An 18,860-nucleotide genomic window follows, 5' to 3' on the forward strand; every position below is an offset into this window, starting at 1 on the left:
TATTAGGTCGCCCATTCAGGGCTCATTTTGGTTGAGGCGCCCTACTCAGGGCGGCGCATCCTACGGGTGCTTGCCCTGGGCAAGCACGCCCCTATGCTGTGGCCCTTCATGGTCGGCCTACATCGTGGCCCATCGCCGTTGGGTGGCAACATCGTTTAGAACAAAATAGAGCAACTCTGTGCTAATATGCATGAAGCGCGGCGCTTTTTGGGGGTTAATGTAGAGGAATAAGAGGCCATTTTGCTTACCTGCGCCGCCGCCTTTGTTGCCTGCTCACCGGCACACGACTGACCGACAGTCTTTCCTCTTCACCACTCAACGCCTCGGGAGCCCCACTATGAGCCGCGACCTTGCTCTCAACGCCATCAAGCTCCAGCCCACGCCCCGGCCCGGTCACACGGAGTATTCCGTGTCGACCTACCACAAGAAACTGCTGGCCACGGAGCTGCCTAACTACCAGGGCAACGCCGATGACACCAGGGCTTTCCATCGCCTGTGGCACTACGACTTCCTTTGGGGCGTCAATGACGGCCCCGTCAACTGGGGCAAGCAGGGGCGCGTCACCGACATGGGCCATGCCGATTACGCCGAGGGCGGCAGCGACCGCCGCGAGGCGAAAATCTGTCCCTTTACCGACCCCGAAGAGATCTACGCATTCGACCCCGCCCGCGAATATGGCGTGCCTGAGCATCACGATCTCGTCCGCTTTTACCAAAACTGGTATCAATCCCAGCAGGCCGCCAATCCGGACCAGCTTTGCACCATGGGCTACTACAAGACCATCATCTCGGGCTGCATCCAGGCCTTTGGCTGGGACATGCTGTTGCTCGCTGCCGCCGAGCCCGAGCGCTTCGCGGTGGTGCTCAAGCGCTTCGCTGACTACACCGCGCACTACGTCCGTGCTCAGGCGGAATGTTCCGCCGAAGTGTTCATCCAGCATGACGATTTCGTCTGGACCAGCGGCCCCTTCCTGCATCCGGACTACTACCGGCAGAACATCATCCCCCGTTATGCCGAGCTTTGGCAGGTACTCCACCGCGCCGGCAAAAAAGTCCTCTTCTGCAGCGACGGCACTTTCACCGAATTCATGCCCGACTTGGTTGCAGCCGGCGCCGATGGTTTCATCTTCGAGCCCAGCAACGACTTCGAGTGGGTCGTGCGCAATTTCGGCCAGACGCACTGCCTCATCGGCAGCGCCGTGGATTGCCGCACCATGACCTTCGGAAGCTGGGAGCAGGTCAAGGCCGAGATGGATCGCACCCACGAGCTCGCCAAGTCCTGCCGCGGACTGATCTGGGCCGTCGGCAACCACATCCCCGCCAATGTCCCCGTGGATATCTGTCAGCAGTACATGGCCTACCTCAAGACTCTCTGGAATCTCTGAATCCCCGCGCAACCGCAACCACCACAACCGCAACGACGAGGAGCACGCCATGCCCTTCAGTAGCAGTCAGTTCATCCAGCGTATTCTCAGTTCGCGCCGCCGCTTGGCTATACCCATTATGACCGCGCCGGCCATGCGGCAACTCGGCATCAGCGCCGCTGACGCGTATAGCTCCGGCGAACTCCAGGCGCAGTGCCTCAAAGCCGTCGCCGACGATGGCCGCGCCGATGCCTGCACCGCCTTCATGGACCTCTCCGTCGAGGCCGAAGCCTTCGGCTGCCCCGTGACTTTCGCCGAGGACGAAATTCCCAATGTCACCGCGCCCATCCTTGGCGACAGCGAAGACACCGCGGCGCTGGTCGTCCCACCCGTCGGTCGCAAGCGCGATGCCGAGGCACTGCGGGCTCTGCGCATGCGTGCCGGCATGTCGCCCATGCCGCTCTTCGGCAGCATGATCGGCCCCTTTTCCCTCGCGGGTCGCTTGGCCGGCATGAGCGAGATCATGATGATGGCCGTCGCCGAGCCGGCCGCCGCCTGGCGGCTGCTGGAAAAGACCTCGGCGTTCCTCCTTGACTACGCGCGCGCTATCAAGGACAGCGGCGCCGACGGCATGATCATCGCCGAGCCCGCCGCCGGCCTCCTCTCGCCTGACATGTGCCGGTCTTTCGCCACCGACTTCCTCAGGGGCATCATTCATCAGGTCAAAGACGACCGCTTCATGGTCATTCTGCACAACTGCGGACGGACCGATAAACAGATCGCCGCACTGCATGCCAGCGGCTGCGACGCGCTGCATGTCGGCAACGCCGTCAACATGCTCGATGTCCTGCCGCAAGTGCCCCGGGATTTTCCTGTCATGGGCAATGTCGATCCCGTCGGCGTGCTCAAAAATACCAGCGCGACCGCCGTCTATGACCACTGCCGCGACTTCCTCGCGGCCACGGCGGACTACCCCAACCTGGTTTTCTCCAGTGGCTGCGATGTGCCCATGGATACGCCGCCAGAAAATATCGACGCGTTCTTCCGCGCCAGAGACGACTTCAACCGCAGTATCAGTGCCTCAGCATAAAGGACGACTATCATGACCGTCACGCCTTGTCGCAACAAATGGCCCGGGACTCTCAGTGACCGCGAACGCTTCACGCGGCAAATGCACTGGCAGAGCGTCGACCGCTGCTTCAATATGGAATTCGGCTACTGGAATGAAAATTTCAGCATGTGGGATATCTTCGTCGACAACGGCATCAAGAACAACGCCGAGGCTGATGTCTTTTTCAACTTCGATCGCATTGCCAATGTGGGTGGCAACATCTGGATGTCACCGGGCTTCACGCCGAAGGTGATTGAGGAGCGGCCGAACTCGCTGATCAAACTCGACGCCAGCGGCCTCATCGTCGAAGTGCCCAAGGACGGCCACGACACCATCCCTCACTACCTCGGCGCCAGTATCGTCACCCCTGAAGACTGGAAGCGAGAAAAAGAGCTGCGCTTCCGGCGCGACGACCCCGCGCGCAAGGTGGACGTCGCCGCCATCCGCGCACGCCACCCGGCCACCCGCGACTACCCGCTTGGCGTGTACTGCGGCTCCATGATCGGGCGCATTCGCGACATGCTGACCTTCGAAGGCATCGCCTACGCCCTTTATGACTACCCCGACATGCTCGAAGACATGGTCGAGACCGCCTGCGCACTGGTGGAAGACTACCTCGACCAGGTCCTCGGCCACATCGATTTCGATTACGCCAGCGGCTGGGAGGACATCTGCTTCAAAAGCGGCCCGATTATTACCCTGGATTTCTTCAACCAGGTCGTCGTCCCGCGCTACCGCCGCATCGGCAAAAAACTCCACCAGCACGGTATCGATCTGTGGTACACTGACTGCGACGGCGACGTCCGACCGCTCCTGCCCGGCTTCCTCGACGCCGGCATCAACTGCCTCTTCCCCTTCGAGGTCAATAGCTGCTGCCACGCCGGCGAACTGCTCGACCTCTATGCCGGCCAGCTGCGTATCATGGGCGGCGTGGACAAAATGGCCCTCGGCCAGGGCCCCAATGCCATCCGGGCCTATCTTGATTCCCTCGCGCCATACGTCGCCCGCGGCGGCTACATCCCCTTCTGCGACCACCGCTGCCCGCCCAATGTCAAACCCGCTGATTATCTCTTTTACCTCGACCTTAAAGAAAAAATGTTCGGCATGAAATAGGTCGCGGCGGACGCGACCAGACAGGCGACCAAGCCGCGGAGTCATCGGAGTCGTTCATTAATTACGTTTACACTTGTCAACGCAAACGCTCTTTGATGAAATGCTTTGCCACCGGTCAACATTTCCCTCGCCGCGAAGCGGCAGAAGCGCTGAAAGCGCGATACAGTCCCGTCACATTTCCCTCGCCGCGAAGCGGCAGAAGCGCTGAAAGCGCGATACAGTCCCGTCACATTTCCCTCGCCGCGAAGCGGCAGAAGCGCTGAAAGCGCGACACATACCAGCCCAGGGCAAGCACGCTGAAAGCGTGCGCCGCCCTGGGTTACGCGCCCTCTACGCTCGTGTTCCTCGGCCCCTTTGGCCCCAGTCGGCGAAGCTGACTGGGGCCAAAGGGGCAATGGAACTCATTTTTCTTGCTTGGTATGTCGCACGCTTTGAGCGTGTTCTTCACAGGCGCTGGCGGCTGCCGGCAAGTCGCCGGTAGCGGGCGGGCGAACAGCCGTAATAGCGCCGGAACAGCGCGTAGAAACGGCTCAGGCTCTGGATGTGCAGCTTCGCGGCGATCGCCGTGATGTCCATCGGGCTGTCCGACAGCAGATGCGCCGCGTGGTTGATGCGCAACTCGTTGATGAACGCCGTCGGACTCTTGTCCAAAAAGCGCCGGAAGACCGCGCAGAGGTATTCCGGTGAGTAGCCGGACAGCTGCTGCATGCGCTTCAAGCCGGCGGTGAAATTCTCGGGCTTGTGCATCAGTTCGCAGAGTTGCGACAGCCATTCGGGAATGCTGTCGGCCTGCAGGTAGTTGCTGTCATTGAGGAAGTAACGCACGAAGAGATTCACCAGCGTGGCCTTGATGTAGGCCCGCCGCAGGGCCGGCGTGAAGCTCTTGGTGTTCACCGACAACATTTCCAGCGAAAGCTGGTTCAGGCGCGACTCCTCCATGTGGAACATCGGCGACAGCACCGGCTCGGTGTACTTCTGCAGAAAGCTGGCGTCCTCAAGATAGTTGCTTACCGCTACAAATAAATCGAGATCGAAAGCCAGGAAGACCATCTCACAGGGCGACAGGCCCGACGCTGGCAGAAACTGATGCACGTCGTCGGGACGGATAAAGACCAGCGCGCCGGTCTCCAGCAGCTGCTTCTCCCCGTTGACCCGGTGCATGATCCGCCCGTTGATCACTACGATGATCTCGGGATGCTCGTGGCCATGCACGGTCGACCCCTCCAGCGGCAGCTGGTGATAGAGCACATGGCCGCCGGACGGTATGGCCGAGGGGCTCGTGTTCTCCCGCCAGGCAATGGCGTGAAAGCTGATCTCGGCGCCAAGGGTCGGGTCAAGCCGTGTACTTGCGGTTAATTCGGCCTTTTTCATAAAAACTAATATAGAGCAATTATTCCATACAATGAAGTACAACATACTGATATTCAGCATTACACTATAGGACACTTGACCGCATAACAAGATGTCACGGGCAGAAAGCAGGCCGGCACCGGCCACGCCCAGCGCAAGAGGGACTGATCATGCAAGAACTCAGCAGCATCGAACGCATCTCCCGGCAACTCAAACACCTCCCCGTGGACCGGGTCGGCCTGATGGAGAGCTTCTGGAACCACACGGTCAAACACTGGGTTGAACAGGGAAAAATGCCCGCTGACCAAAGCGCCGGCGAGCATTTCGGCCTCGACATCGGGACTTGTTGGGCCTTTAACCTCAAGGTCGATTACAAATGGGTGGACCAGCTGGTCGCCGAAGACGAGGATACCCGTACCTTCCTGGACGGCAATGGCGCCACTCTCCGCCGCTATAAATCACACGATACCACCCCCGAGCACATCAACTATTCCATCGCCGACCGCGCCGCCTGGGAAGAACGCGCCAAGCCCTTCCTCACCGTCAATCGCGAACGCATCAATCTCGACGGCTACCGCAGTGCCCGTCAGCGCTGCCAGGACAAGCAGCGTTTCTTCTGTTGGGGCGGGGTCAATGTCTTTGAGGCTATCCATCCCGTCGTCGGCCACGAAAACATGCTCCTGGGCATGGCTTTAGATCCCGACTGGGTCAAGGACATGGCCGACACCTTCGCCGATCTCCTCATCGGCCTCATGGAAACCATGTTCGCCGAAGCCGGCAAGCCCGACGGAATCTGGTTTTTTGACGACATGGGCTTCCGTGGCCGTCCCTTTATGTCGCCCGAAATGTACCGCGAGCTGATCTTCCCCGCGCACCAGAAGACCATTGCCTACGTGCACTCGCAGGGCCTGCCCGTGATCATGCACTCCTGCGGCTTCGTTGAACCGCTGCTGCCTAGCATGATCGAAGCCGGCATCGACTGCCTGCAGGCCATCGAGGTCAAGGCCGGCATGGACCTCCTGCGCATCTACAAGCAGTACGGCCACAAGATCGCCCTTATGGGCGGCATTGACGTCCGCCCCGTCGCCAACAACGACCTGCCCGGTATCGAGCGTGAAGTGATGGCCAAACTGCCCTTGGTCATGGGCAACAACGGCTTTATCTTCCACAGCGACCACTCCATCCCAGAGTCAACTGACTACGAGACCTACCAGTACTTCTTCAATCTCGGCCGCAGCATCGGTAAATATAACAACTGATCTACCCCAACCCCCAAAAGGAGCAATCATGACTGATTTTATCGCCCTGCAAACCGCTATCATTAAAGGCAAGCGCGACGACGTCAAAGCGATTGTCAACGCCGCTCTTGAGGCCAAGGAAGACATCAATGCCCTCCTCGACAAGGGCATGATCCCCGCCATGCGCGAAATCGGCGAGCGCTTTTCGCGCAATGAAGCCTACGTGCCCGAGCTGCTCATCGCCGCGCGCGCCATGCAGGCCGGCCTGGCTATCATTGAGCCCGAGCTGGCCAAGAGCGGCCGCAAATCCCTGGGCAAGATCGCCATCGGCACCGTCAAGGGAGACCTCCATGATATCGGCAAGAACCTCGTCGCCATCATGCTCAAAGGCGCCGGCTACGATGTCATCGACCTCGGCGTCAACTGCGATATCGCCAAGTTCGAAGACGGCGTCAAACAGGGCGCGCAGATCATCGCCTGCAGCTCACTGCTGACCACCACCATGGCCTACATGAAGGACATCGTCACCCACTTCAAAGACCAGGGCGTCAAAGTCATCATCGGCGGCGCGCCTGTCACCAAGGCCTTCGCCGAAGAAATCGGCGCCAATGGCTTCAGCGACGACGCCAACGGCGCCGTGAAACTCGTCGACGGCTTCCTCAAAGCCTGATGGCTCTGGCCGTGCTGCTGCCTGGGGTGGCTGCGCGGCCTCTTTACAGCTGGCCGAAGCGCACGCTGATGGCCAGCGCCGGATCCACCGGCACTTTGACGCGTTTGGTGCCTGCCGGCTCGACGACCTTCGGCGTTGGCCGCGGTAGCTTGCCGGCGAACTGCGGCAGCCACTGCGCCTCGGCCTGTAGCATCTCCGTCGCCATGGCGCGGATTTCGGCCGGTGTGAGCGTTGCCGCGGTCAGCGGGTCAAGCGCGCATGCCCACACGACGGCCTCGGGATCGCCACTGATCGCCGCCTGCACCGCCAGGCGCTGGACGCTGATGTTGCTGTTGTTCAAAGCCGCGCATTGGGCGGGCAGCTCGCCCACCGCTGTCGGGTGCAACCCCGAGCCATCGGCGAATACCGGCACTTCCACGCAGCAATCGGCGGGGAGATTGCTGATGAGGCCGCGGTTCATGACATTACCATTGAAGCAGAAGTTGCGCCTGCAGGCGACCGCTTCGATGATGTAGGAGCCGTACTCGACACTTCGCGCCGGCAATTCTATGGGCTCGTCCTTGAGCATGTCGGCGCCGTCATATTTCTTGGCAAGAATGCGGCTCCATTTCAGGCACGCCGCGGTCTCGCCGCCAAAATTGGGTTCGTCGCAATAGGTCGCCATGCCCAGGGAGTTTTTGCGGAAATAGGGCAGGTACTCAGACAGATGCCCCGTCGACTCAGTCATGAAATAGCCGAATTGCCGGAAGACCTCGCCGCGCACCTTTTCATTCGCGTAGTACTCGGGTTTATCGAAAAGGTCGCGCAAGGCTGGGTAAAGACTGTGCCCTTGGTGTTCGAGGCGGGTGAACCACGCCATGTGATTGATGCCGGCACAGACATAGTCGATATCAGCCACCGGCAGTTCCAGGTAGCCGGCGATCAGCCTGATGGTCGTTTGCACGCCGTGGCACAGCCCCACGCACTCAATGCCCGTGTCAGCCAACGACCAGCATACCGTCGCCATCGGATTGACATAATTCAGCAAGAGCGCCCGCGGGCATAACTCACGCATGGCGAGCGCCAGCTCGCGCATGACCGGCACGGTCCGCAGGGTCCGGAAGATGCCGCCTGGGCTAAGTGTGTCGCCAATGCACTGGTCGACGCCATACTTCAGCGGTATCTCAATGTCCTGCTCGTAGGCCGCATGGCCGCCGACCTTCAACGTGCAAATCACAAAATCCGCCCCGCGCAGCGCATCGTCCCGCGATGTCGTGATGGCTACCGCCGCGTCTAGCCCGTACTTTGCGATGACTTTGTCAGCAAAACGCTTCACACAGGACGTGTGGCGGGTGGACGGTGCCATCAGACTGAAATCCACATGGCCAAGATCCTCAATCTGCATGATGTCCAAAATCAGGGTCTTGCAAAACACCAGACTGCCGGCGCCAATAATCGCTACTTTCATCTTACCTGCTCCTTATCTCTAATACGGGGCAACTATGGCCCCATGCCCTGCGGGGCGACTGTCAATGACAAATTATTGAAAAAAGCGACGACATACAATAATACCTATTTACGCGATACGATTGCACACGGGAGATATGGTCGCCACGGGACGCCAGCAAGCGCCGGCAGTCGATTTTGGTCGGGGCGGACCTGTGTGTCCGCCCTGGGCATGAACCGTCGCCATGCCGATGTGTGTGGCAGGCTGCGCGGGTTTTCAGCGCCAAAGGCGCGGCCTAAAAAACACTGCTTGGGTTCCATTGCCTGTTTGGCCCCAGTCAGCTTCGCCGACTGGGGCCAAACAGGCCAGGGAACACGAACCATACTGGCACGCTACCCAGGGCGACGCTCCGCCTACGGCGTCGCTTGCCCTGGGCTATCTTAGGTCGCCCCGTTGGGGCTTCTGCCGCTGCGCGGCCAGGGATGCCGGGCGCGTGAAGGGGCGGCCAGCGGTCGCCTCTGGCGACGTAGGCTGTTTGTTCGGTCAGTCTGATCGTTTGTCTTTTTCTCGGACGGATCGGACGGATCAGACGGATCAGACGAATCAGACGAATCAGACGGATCAGACGGATCAGACGAATCAGACGGATCAGACGGATCAGACGGATCAGACGGATCAGACGGATCGTCGACTTGATCGGTCCGATCGGTCTGATCGGTCCGATCAGATCGTCGATAGCCGGCGATAGCCGGCGGATGTTTTTGCGCCGTAGGCGCTTAACCATGCTTAACCCCAGGCTTCAGCCTGGGGAAGACAGCCTCATAAGGCAGTGCCTCGTAGAGGCACAACAGCAGGGGCGACCCGCCGGTCGCCCCTGGTTGCGGGTAGTCGATGGCCGGGCGTCCCCGCGGCCCCGGCAATTATCAGTGACTGCCCGATCACAAAAAAGTGTCTTTTTGCGGGTTGCGGGCTTGCGTATCGGCGGAAGCGTGGCATAGTAATGCTTCGCGCCCCCCAAACGGGTCGCAACAGATCCTTAGCAAAAAAATTATTGGAGAAAGCTGGCCGAGGGGCTTGCAGATCGCCAAAGGCGGTTTACAGTAAGTAACTCGGACGGAATGCTTTGCGCCTGATCCAAACAGAATTTCCAAAAAAAGTTCTGGCTGGGCTTGCGAAAGTGAAAAGCTCCGATAAAGTAATGCTCCGCCTCACCTGAGGCAGGAAAAGCTCCTTGGCAACTGAGCAGCGAAATATAGTGCGATTGTCACGATGAATTGAATTATCGGTGGCAGCAACAAAGCACGTTCCTTCGGGAATGTGGCGTACGCTGTCACCCCCCCTTGAGAAGTTATTAAAGAACAGGGCATTCCTTCGGGGATGCGTTCGAACTTTTCGTAATGGAGAGTTTGATCCTGGCTCAGAATGAACGCTGGCGGCATGGATTAGGCATGCAAGTCGAACGTACTCCCTTCGGGGAGAAAGTGGCGAAAGGGTGAGTAACACGTGAGCAACCTGCCTCCGGATCCGGAATAATCCAGGGAAACTTGGTCTAAAACCGGATGAAGACATTGGTCCGCATGGTCTAATGTTAAAATATTTATAGTCCGGAGAGGGGCTCGCGGCCCATTAGCTTGTTGGCGGGGTAATGGCCCACCAAGGCTACGACGGGTAGGTGGTCTGAGAGGATGGTCACCCACACTGGGACTGAGACACTGCCCAGACTCCTACGGGAGGCTGCAGTCGAGAATCTTCCGCAATGGGCGCAAGCCTGACGGAGCGATGCCGCGTGAGGGATGAAGGCCTTCGGGTTGTAAACCTCTGTCATCCGGGACGAAAACAATGACGGTACCGGAAAAGGAAGCCACGGCTAACCACGTGCCAGCAGCCGCGGTAACACGTGGGTGGCGAGCGTTATTCGGATTTACTGGGCGTAAAGGGTCCGCAGGGGGCCTGCCACGCCTGCCGTGAAATTCCAAGGCTCAACCTTGGACCTGCGGCGGGTACGGGCGGGCTAGAGTGCAAGAAGGGCAGACGGAATTCCAGGTGTAGCGGTGGAATGCGTAGATATCTGGAAGAACACCGATGGCGAAGGCGGTCTGCTGGCTTGTAACTGACCCTCAGGGACGAGAGCGTGGGTAGCAAACAGGATTAGATACCCTGGTAGTCCACGCCGTAAACGTTGTGTGCCAGATGTGGGTGGGTTCGGCCCCATCCGTGTCCAAGCTAACGCGGTAAGCACACCGCCTGGGGACTACGGCCGCAAGGCTAAAACTCAAAGGAATTGACGGGGGCCCGCACAAGCGGTGGAGCATGTTGCTTAATTCGAGGCAACGCGAAGAACCTTACCCAGGTTTGACATGCTTTCGACCGGCGTTGAAAGACGCCTTTCCTTCGGGACGGAAGCACAGATGCTGCATGGCTGTCGTCAGCTCGTGCCGTGAGGTGTTCGGTTAAGTCCGGCAACGAGCGCAACCCGTACTGCCAGTTACCATCAAGTAATGTTGGGGACTCTGGCGGGACTGCCCGTGTCAAGCGGGAGGAAGGCGCGGATGACGTCAAGTCCGTATGGCTCTTACACCTGGGGCCGCAAACGTGCTACAATGGCGGGTACAATGGGCTGCTGCATCGCGAGATGTGGCGAACCTCCAAAACCCGCCCCAGTTCGGATTGCAGCCTGCAACTCGGCTGCATGAAGTCGGAATCGCTAGTAAAGGGACATCAGCTACGGTCCCTTGAATACGTTCCCGGGCCTTGTACACACCGCCCGTCACATCATGGAAGTCGGTCTCACCCAAAGCCACTGAGCTGACCCGCAAGGGAGGCAGGTGCCAAAGGTGGGCCCGGCGACTGGGATGAAGTCGTAACAAGGTAGCCGTTGGGGAACCAGCGGCTGGATCACCTCCTTTCTAAGGAAACGCAAGGATCGCAAGATCTGCGCGTGCCGGCGTGGCAATGTCAGTCATTATATTTCGCTGCTCAGCAGCCAAAGGATCAGCTCTTTGGTGCAACAAGAAAAAAATGGGCGGCTCGAGGCCGTTTTACTGGGGCCGTAGCTCAGTTGGTAGAGCGCCTGCTTTGCAAGCAGGATGCCGCGGGTTCGAGTCCCACCGGCTCCACCAGCTTTACTGGCGGTGTACCCGGAGACGCGTTCTCCAGGCCAGCCGGACCGGAACAATGTGGGCGCGTAGCTCAGTTGGTTAGAGCGCGTCTCTGATAAGGACGAAGTCCCTGGTTCGAGTCCAGGCGCGCCCACCATATTTTCCGCTGAAGCAACACGGTAAAGATCCGCGAGGGTCCAAGCCTGTTGCCTTGGTGTTGCTCTTTGAAAATCTGCAGTAGTGAAGAATCAGAAGAAGAAGAATGTTGAACCGCGCGTTCCACCCTGTCCATGTCGGGCCGGGGGATCAAGGAACGCGCAATGGAACCGGACAGTATCCGACCGCTAGAACCATTTGGCGGCCAAGCTGTTCGGGCGCATGATGAATGCCTTGGCGACGGCAGGCGATGAAGGACGCGGCAAGCCGCGATAGTCCACGCAGAGGCGCAGGCAGCCTGTGAAGCGTGGGTTTCCGAATGGAGCAATCCGGTATCCGTCATGGGATATCATCTGTACATGAATACATAGTGTGCAGAGGCGACACCCGGGGAAGTGAAACATCTCAGTACCCGGAGGAAAAGAAATCAAATGAGATTCCGCAAGTAGTGGCGAGCGAACGCGGACGAGCCCAAACCACGGAGCGTGCTCTGTGGGGTTGCGGGACCCGGTCATGATGACCAGCCGATTAGCACAAGCCTTTGGAAAGAGGCGCCGCAGAGGGTGACAGCCCCGTGTGCGAAAATCCGCTGGAAGTCTACGGGTATCCCAAGTAGGACGGGACACGTGAAACCCTGTCTGAATCTGGGGGGCCCACCCTCCAAGGCTCAATACTAGCCGTCGACCGATAGTGAACCAGTACCGTGAGGGAAAGGTGAAAAGAACCCCGTCTAGGGGAGTGAAATAGACCCTGCAATCATGCGCCTCCAAACTGTGGGAGCCCTTTCGGGGGTGACCGCATGCCTTTTGCATAATGAGCCTGCGAGTTGTCGCGTCACGGCGAGGTTAAGCCGTTGGCGGAGCCGAAGCGAAAGCGAGTATGAACAGTGCGTTCAGTCGTGCGCGGCAGACCCGAAGCTAGGTGATCTATCCATGGCCAGGCTGAACCTCCGGTAACACGGAGTGGAGGGCCGAACTAGTTGGTGTTGAAAAACCTTTGGATGAGCTGTGGATAGGGGTGAAAGGCCAATCAAACCTAGTGATAGCTGGTTCTCTCCGAAATAGCTTTAGGGCTAGCCCCGTTCCATTACCATGCGGGGGTAGAGCGACCGAATGGCAGATGACCCCTACCGGGGTACTGACGCCAATCGAACTCCGAATACCGCATGGCGTACAACGGGAGTCAGACTGCGGGGGCTAAGCTCCGTAGTCGAAAGGGAAACAGCCCAGACCGCCGACTAAGGCCCCTAATCGCGCGCTGAGTGGATTGAAGGATGTGGGGTCGCACAGACAGCCAGGATGTTGGCTTAGAGGCAGCCATCATTTGAAGACCGCGTAATAGCCCACTGGCCGAGTGACCTTGCGCCGAAAATGATCGGGACTGAAGTGCGCAGCCGACGTCGCGGAGACGTTTCTTGTAAACGATCTGGTAGGAGAGCGCCGTATGGGGAGTGAAGGGTGTCCGTAAGGAAGCCTGGACCGCATACGGGAGACCATGCAGGCATGAGTAACGACAAGGCGGGTGTGAATCCCGCCCACCGTAAATCCAAGGTTTCCTGGGCCAGGTTCGTCCTCCCAGGGTCAGTCGGTTCCTAAGGCGAGGCCGAAAGGCGTAGCCGATGGGTGTCAGGCGAATATTCCTGAACCCGCGTGCCCGGTCAATGGGGTGACGCGGAAGGCAGAGCGGGCTTCCGATTGGAAGTGGAAGTCCAAGCGAGCAGGGTCGCGGTTGTTAAATGCACCGCATAGACCTGAGACGTGATGGGGAGCCAGCCAGCAATGGCCGGCGAAGCCGCTTGCGCCATGCCGCCAAGAAAAGCCTCTAGACGTTAACGGCACGCGGACCGTACCGCAAACCGACACAGGTGGATGGGTCGAATAGACCAAGGTGCGCGAGAGAAACCACGTTAAGGAACTCGGCAAAATAGTCCCGTAACTTCGGGAAAAGGGACGCTCCCGACGGTGAGGAAAGCAATTTGCTTGCTGTTGGGAGCCGCAGTGAAAAGGCCCAGGCGACTGTTTAGCAAAAACACAGCACTCTGCTAACTCGCAAGAGGATGTATAGGGTGTGACACGTGACCAATGCCGAAAGGTCAAACGGATGGGTCAGCCGCAAGGCGAAGCTCTGAAGTGAAGCCCCGGTGAATGTCGGCCGTAACTATAACGGTCCTAAGGTAGCGAAATTCCTTGTCGGGCAAGTTCCGACCTGCACGAATCGTGTAACGATCTGGGCGCTGTCTCAACGTGGATCTCGGTGAAGTTGTAGTTCCGGTGAAAATGCCGGATACCTGCGGAAGGACGGAAAGACCCCATGAACCTTCACTGTTGCCTGACATTGGCAATCGGTCACTCATGTGCAGCATAGGTGGGAGGCTGTGAGACGGCGGCGTCAGCCGCCGTGGAGCCATCGGTGAGATACCACCCTTGTGTGTCTGGTTGTCTAACCACGAACCCGTGAATCCGGGCGTGGGACCGTGTCAGGCGGTCAGTTTGACTGGGGCGGTTTCCTCCCAAAATGTAACGGAGGAGCTCGAAGGCCGGCTCAGCGCGGTTGGCAACCGTGCGTTGAGTGTAAGGGCATAAGCCGGCTTGACTGCGAGACCGACGGGTCGAGCAGCTGCGAAAGCAGGACCTAGTGATCCAGCGGTGGAATGTGGCATCGCCGTTGCTCATCGGACAAAAGGTACTCTGGGGATAACAGGCTGATCGCGCCCAAGCGTCCACAGCGACGGCGCGGTTTGGCACCTCGATGTCGGCTCATCACATCCTGGGGCTGAAGCAGGTCCCAAGGGTTCGGCTGTTCGCCGATTAAAGTGTTACGCGAGCTGGGTTCAGAACGTCGTGAGACAGTTCGGTCCTTATCCTCCGCAGGCGTAGGATGATTGACGGGAGCGCTCCTTAGTACGAGAGGACCGGGAGCGGGTGGCCTCTGGTGTTCCGGTTGTCCGGCCAACGGGCATTGCCGGGTAGCCACGCCACGAAGGGATAAGCGCTGAAAGCATCTAAGCGCCAAGCCCCCCCGAAGACGAGTCATCCCAGTGCGCAAGCACTCTCAAGGCCCCCGGAAGACGACCGGGTTGACAGGCTGGAGGCGCAAGACCCGCGAGGGTTTTACCTGACCAGTTCTGATAGGCCGTGAGGCTTGGCCGCCTTTCCCGCCGGCACCCCGCCCCTCAACAGGCGGAGTCCCGGCGGGAAAACAACAAGGCGAATCGGATACCACCGCTCGAACGGCGGACGGTTCCAGACAACATGAGGCTTCTTCAACCTCCACAACTACTGCAGGTTTTCTTCCAACTTGGACTGGTGGCTTTGGCGGGGATGTCACACCCGTTCCCATCTCGAACACGGCCGTTAAGCTCCCCAGTGGCGATGATACTACGCTCAAGAGCGTGGGAAAGTAGCGCGCTGCCAGTCCTTTTTTTAAGCCCGGGGCCCGTTGGTATACCACACCGACGGGCCCCGGGCTTTTTTTTGCCTCACGGCAGTGCCGTGAGGCTACGGAGGGTATTTTTTTCTCACGCGAAGGCGCGAAGGCGCGAAGAAGACAAAGCAAAATGGCGGCCTGTCTTGCCGCTGCGCGGCAATTCACGCCGCCGATAAAAAGGCGCGAAGGCTGGCAGGGGGGGCAGGGCGTTCAGCGCCTCACGGCATTGCCGTGAGGCTACCGAGGGTATTTTTTCCTCACGCGAAGGCGCGAAGGAAGGCAAAGGCAAAGGCAAAATGGCGGCCTGTCTTGCCGCTGCGCGGCAATTCACGCCGCCGATAAAAAGGCGCGAAGGCTGGCAGGGGGGGCAGGGCGTTCAGTGCCTCACGGCATTGCCGTGAGGCCACCGAGGGTATTTTTTCCTCACGCGAAGGCGCGAAGAAGACAAAGAAAAATGGCGGCCTGTCTTGCCGCTGCGCGGCAATTCACGCCGCCGATCAAAAGACGCGAAGGCTGGCGGGGGGCTTTTTTTCCCTCACGCGAAGGCGCGAAGGCGCGAAGAAGACAAAGAAAAATGGCGGCCTGTCTTGCCGCTGCGCGGCAATTCACGCCGCCGATAAAAAGGCGCGAAGGCTGGCGGGGGGGCAGGGCGTTCAGTGCCTCGCGGCATTGCCGTGAGGCTACCGAGGGTATTTTTTCCTCACGCGAAGGCGCGAAGGCGCGAAGAAGGCAAAGACAAAGAAAAATGGCGGCCTGTCTTGCCGCTGCGCGGCAATTCACGCCGCCGATAAAAAGGCGCGAAGGCTGGCAGGGGGGGCAGGGCGTTCAGTGCCTCGCGGCAATGCCGTGAGGCTACCGAGGGTATTTTTTCCTCACGCGAAGGCGCGAAGGCGCGAAGAAGACAAAGGCGAAGCAAAATGGCGGCCTGTCTTGCCGCTGCGCGGCAATTCACGCCGCCGATAAAAAGGCGCGAAGGCTGGCGGGGGCGGTCGGTCGTCCAGTGCCTCGCGACTTGCCGCGCGGCTAGCAGAGTATCTGGCTAGTCGTGGCCGCTGCCTGGTGAAAGCCATGTATATTATGGTTTTGATTTTCCGGCGGCGGTGGCGGCGGGCGTCACCTACAGCACAGAAAGCCGTGCCAGCAAAAGGGGCAATGACCATGGCCAATTCAGAGATTTACTCCGCGCATTACATTTCGGGCACCCACTGGGACCGCGAATGGTATCGGACCTACCAGGAATTTCGCCTGCTCTTTGTTGATTTGGTGGACGGCTTGCTGGATCTCATGGAGAAGAATCCCGCGTTCAAGAGTTTTCATTTTGATGGCCAGACTTGCGTGTTGCAGGACTATCTGGAGGTCCGGCCGGAAAATCGTGACCGCTTGGCGGCGCTGATTCGTTCGGGGCGGATTCTCATTGGTCCGTGGTACACCATGCCGGACTTGTTTTGTCCAGGAGCCGAAGCGCTGGTGCGGAATTTGTTGACCGGGCAGCGGATTGCGTCGGCGTGGTCGACGAGTGCGATGCCGGTGGCCTACACCTGCGACATGTTTGGGCATCCTTCGCAGATGCCGCAGATATACCAGGGCTTCGGCATTAGCTCTTGCGTCTTGGGGCGCGGCACCAACGAATACGACACCCCGGCATTTTTCCACTGGCAGAGTCCCGACGACAGCAAGGTTCTGTGTTTTAAGCTGCAGGATAAAATGGGCTACGGCGCTTTCAACAAGGCCCGACAGGAATTCGAAAGAGGCGATGGCAGCGAAGAGAGCCACGAACGGGCCCGCAAAAGCCTGCAGGACTACATCGAGCACGAAATATCCCGCAGCAATGGCCGGGTACTTTGCCTGATTGATGCGCTGGATCATATGCCACCGGCGAGCGACGCCGCGAAATACATTGCGGTCGCGGAAACGGCCTGCGCGCAAGTGCGCGTCAGCCATTCGACCCTGCCGGCTTTTTTCGCCGATGCCGCAGCGCATCTCGACGGTGACATTCCCGTCAAGCGGGGGGAATTGCGGGATCCGGCCAAGACGCGCAATGGCTATCTTTGGCTGATTCCCAACTGCGTGTCGTCGCGTATACGGCTGAAGCAGGCCAATGACGCCTGCCAGGCCTTGCTGGAATTGCAGGCCGAGCCGTTGCTGGCCATTGCCCAGAGCCTGGGCATATCGGTCGTGCCGCCGCGTTTGCCACAGATCGCCTGGGAGACGCTGCTGCTCAATCACGCCCACGACAGCATCTGCGGCTGTTCCATTGACGAAGTCCACCGCGATATGATGTACCGCTTTGACCAAGTTGAACAACTTGGCCGGCAAATCCGTAATCGCGCGCTGGGCATGATCAGCAGTCGCTGCCGAGAGCTGGGCACGGCGCCGCATGAATTCACCCTCACGGTCTGCAACTGCGTGCCGCGGCCCTGGACGGGCAGCAGCGTAATTGATATCGACTTCCCGCTCGACTGGCCGAACAAATTGTGTGACGCCTTTCACAGCCAGGTCCTCAACGCCTTTATTCTTGAGGATGCCGACGGGCGGCGGGTGCCGTACCAGATTCTGGCCGTCGAACCCAGGCATGCCGAGCGCACGCAATACGCTGTCATGGGCTGGAATGCCACCGGCACGCCTTGCTCGCGCTACACTGTCGCTGTTGATCTCGATATTCCGGCGACGGGTTTCCGCTCACTGGTGGTCAAGCCGGTTGCCTCGCTGCAGCGGTCCATGGGCAGTCTGCGCAATGGCCCCTGCAGTGCCGAAAACGAACATCTGGCCATGAGTATTGCCGCGAATGGCACCATTGAATTGCGTGACAAGGCCAGTGGCCAGATATACAGCGATCTCATGCTTTTTGAGGACCGCAGTGAAATTGGCGACGGCTGGTTCCATGGCCAAAGCGCTTCAGACGAAATTGCCCTTTCGGCGGGCAATAGCGCGCAGATCAGCGTCGTTCACGACGGGCCACTGGCGGTGACTTTCCGGATTCAGACCACCATGGATCTGCCGGAACGCTATGATTTCCATCTGGAGCGCCGTAGTGAAAGCCGCCGTGGCCTGACTATCGTCACCACGGTGACTCTCCGTCGCGGTGCCCGGGCGCTAGAATGCCACAGCGAGATCCGCAACAACATCGAAGACCACCGCCTAAGGCTGCTGTTCCCCAGCGATGCGGTGGCCGCGCAGAGCTGGCTGGCCCATCATCCCTACGATCTGGTCGAACGGCCCATCCGTCTGCGCCGTGAAACCGCCGATTGGTCCGAAGCCGACTTGGCCGAAAAACCATTTCTCCATCTCCAGGCTGTTGGCGATGGCAGTCGCGGCCTGGCGTTGATCGTTCCCGGCGGTATGCACGAGGGTGGTGTGGTCGATGACGCGCGCCGGACGCTGCAGATGACGCTGTTCAGGTCCTATCGCCGCACCGTTGGCTCAACGGCTGGCCGCGATGGCCTGGAACTCTGCCCGTTGCACGTCGCATTCGCCATCATGCCCTATGCTGGCGAACTCCCGGTCGCCGCAGCATTTGATCAGCTCTTCGCGATGCAGAGCCCGCTTGTCTTGCGGCAAAGCGGGAAGTGCCGTTCGGGCTATCCGGAGCTGACTGGCGATCAAGCGCCAGACCAGGGCTTCATGGAACTACTGGATGGCCAGCTGATCTTCTCGGCCTGCAAAAATGCTGATGATGGCCGCGGTGTCATTGTTCGCCTGTGGAATCCCCACGCCCAGCCCGCCCAGGAGCGCCTGCGGCTTTGGCAGGACATCGCCAGCGCCAACGGCTGCGATCTGGCCGAACGGGACGGCGAGGCGCTGGCCGCTGAGGGCCGCGAGGTCGTCGTCAGCGCCGAAGCAAAACAAATCCGCACCATTCGCATTCAATTCAAAGACTAAGCGGGGAAGACGAATGCGCAAAACCGGCAC

At 59.4% G+C, this 18,860-nt stretch carries 9 protein-coding genes, 2 tRNA genes and 3 rRNA genes; 11 read left to right on the forward strand and 3 right to left on the reverse strand.

What is annotated here, in order from left to right:
- The first annotated feature begins 337 nt into the window (after positions 1-337).
- Genes J3R75_RS08490 through J3R75_RS08500 form a run of 3 tightly spaced genes read left to right on the forward strand, consistent with a single transcriptional unit; the run spans position 338 to position 3,587 of the window.
- Entirely contained in the window at positions 338-1,384 is a 1,047-nt protein-coding gene (locus J3R75_RS08490) for a uroporphyrinogen decarboxylase family protein (RefSeq protein ID WP_307261102.1), read from the forward strand.
- Positions 1,385-1,433: 49 nt separating this feature from the next.
- Positions 1,434-2,453, forward strand: coding sequence for a uroporphyrinogen decarboxylase family protein (locus J3R75_RS08495; protein ID WP_307261103.1), 1,020 nt, complete (start codon positions 1,434-1,436; stop codon positions 2,451-2,453).
- A 12-nt stretch (positions 2,454-2,465) separates the two neighbouring features.
- Complete coding sequence (locus J3R75_RS08500; protein WP_307261104.1) at positions 2,466-3,587, forward strand: uroporphyrinogen decarboxylase family protein; 1,122 nt, start codon at positions 2,466-2,468, stop codon at positions 3,585-3,587.
- A gap of 444 nt (positions 3,588-4,031) precedes the next feature.
- Here J3R75_RS08500 and J3R75_RS08505 read toward each other — a convergent pair whose 3' ends face one another.
- Positions 4,032-4,958 carry a helix-turn-helix domain-containing protein gene (locus J3R75_RS08505; protein WP_307261105.1) on the reverse strand — a complete coding sequence of 309 codons (927 nt, stop codon included), beginning with the start codon at positions 4,956-4,958 and terminating at the stop codon, positions 4,032-4,034.
- Positions 4,959-5,107: 149 nt separating this feature from the next.
- Here J3R75_RS08505 and J3R75_RS08510 point away from each other — a divergent pair, with 149 nt between their 5' ends.
- Both J3R75_RS08510 and J3R75_RS08515 read left to right on the forward strand, forming a co-directional pair.
- The gene (locus tag J3R75_RS08510; RefSeq protein ID WP_307261106.1) at positions 5,108-6,196 is read left to right on the forward strand and encodes a uroporphyrinogen decarboxylase family protein; all 1,089 of its coding nucleotides are present in this window, start codon (positions 5,108-5,110) and stop codon (positions 6,194-6,196) included.
- Between the two features lie 28 nt (positions 6,197-6,224).
- Entirely contained in the window at positions 6,225-6,845 is a 621-nt protein-coding gene (locus J3R75_RS08515; protein ID WP_307261107.1) for a cobalamin B12-binding domain-containing protein, read from the forward strand.
- 43 nt (positions 6,846-6,888) lie between these two features.
- On the opposite strand, the gene melA is transcribed toward J3R75_RS08515, so the two are convergent.
- Both melA and J3R75_RS08525 read right to left on the reverse strand, forming a co-directional pair.
- On the reverse strand, positions 6,889-8,292 hold the full coding sequence (gene melA, locus J3R75_RS08520; RefSeq protein WP_307261108.1) for an alpha-galactosidase: 1,404 nt from the start codon (positions 8,290-8,292) through the stop codon (positions 6,889-6,891).
- Positions 8,293-8,608: 316 nt separating this feature from the next.
- Positions 8,609-9,055 (reverse strand): hypothetical protein, encoded by a 447-nt coding sequence (locus tag J3R75_RS08525; protein WP_307261109.1) that lies wholly within the window; start codon positions 9,053-9,055, stop codon positions 8,609-8,611.
- A 610-nt stretch (positions 9,056-9,665) separates the two neighbouring features.
- Between J3R75_RS08525 and J3R75_RS08530 the strand changes: the two genes are divergently transcribed.
- The 6 genes from J3R75_RS08530 (at position 9,666) to J3R75_RS08555 (ending at position 18,830) form a co-directional block, all read left to right on the forward strand.
- Positions 9,666-11,177: ribosomal RNA gene (locus tag J3R75_RS08530) — 16S ribosomal RNA — on the forward strand.
- A 137-nt stretch (positions 11,178-11,314) separates the two neighbouring features.
- A tRNA-Ala gene (locus J3R75_RS08535) sits at positions 11,315-11,390 on the forward strand.
- A gap of 59 nt (positions 11,391-11,449) precedes the next feature.
- Positions 11,450-11,526, forward strand: a tRNA-Ile gene (locus J3R75_RS08540).
- 202 nt (positions 11,527-11,728) lie between these two features.
- Positions 11,729-14,674 (forward strand): 23S ribosomal RNA (locus J3R75_RS08545).
- A gap of 152 nt (positions 14,675-14,826) precedes the next feature.
- Positions 14,827-14,941 (forward strand): 5S ribosomal RNA (gene rrf / locus J3R75_RS08550).
- Together the 16S, 23S and 5S rRNA genes with 2 tRNA genes alongside form the textbook arrangement of a ribosomal RNA operon.
- Before the next feature lie 1,168 nt (positions 14,942-16,109).
- Entirely contained in the window at positions 16,110-18,830 is a 2,721-nt protein-coding gene (locus tag J3R75_RS08555) for an alpha-mannosidase (protein ID WP_307261110.1), read from the forward strand.
- Positions 18,831-18,860: the final 30 nt, after the last annotated feature.

It is taken from the genome of Oligosphaera ethanolica (assembly GCF_030814695.1).
GTDB classification, from domain to species: domain Bacteria; phylum Verrucomicrobiota; class Lentisphaeria; order Oligosphaerales; family Oligosphaeraceae; genus Oligosphaera; species Oligosphaera ethanolica.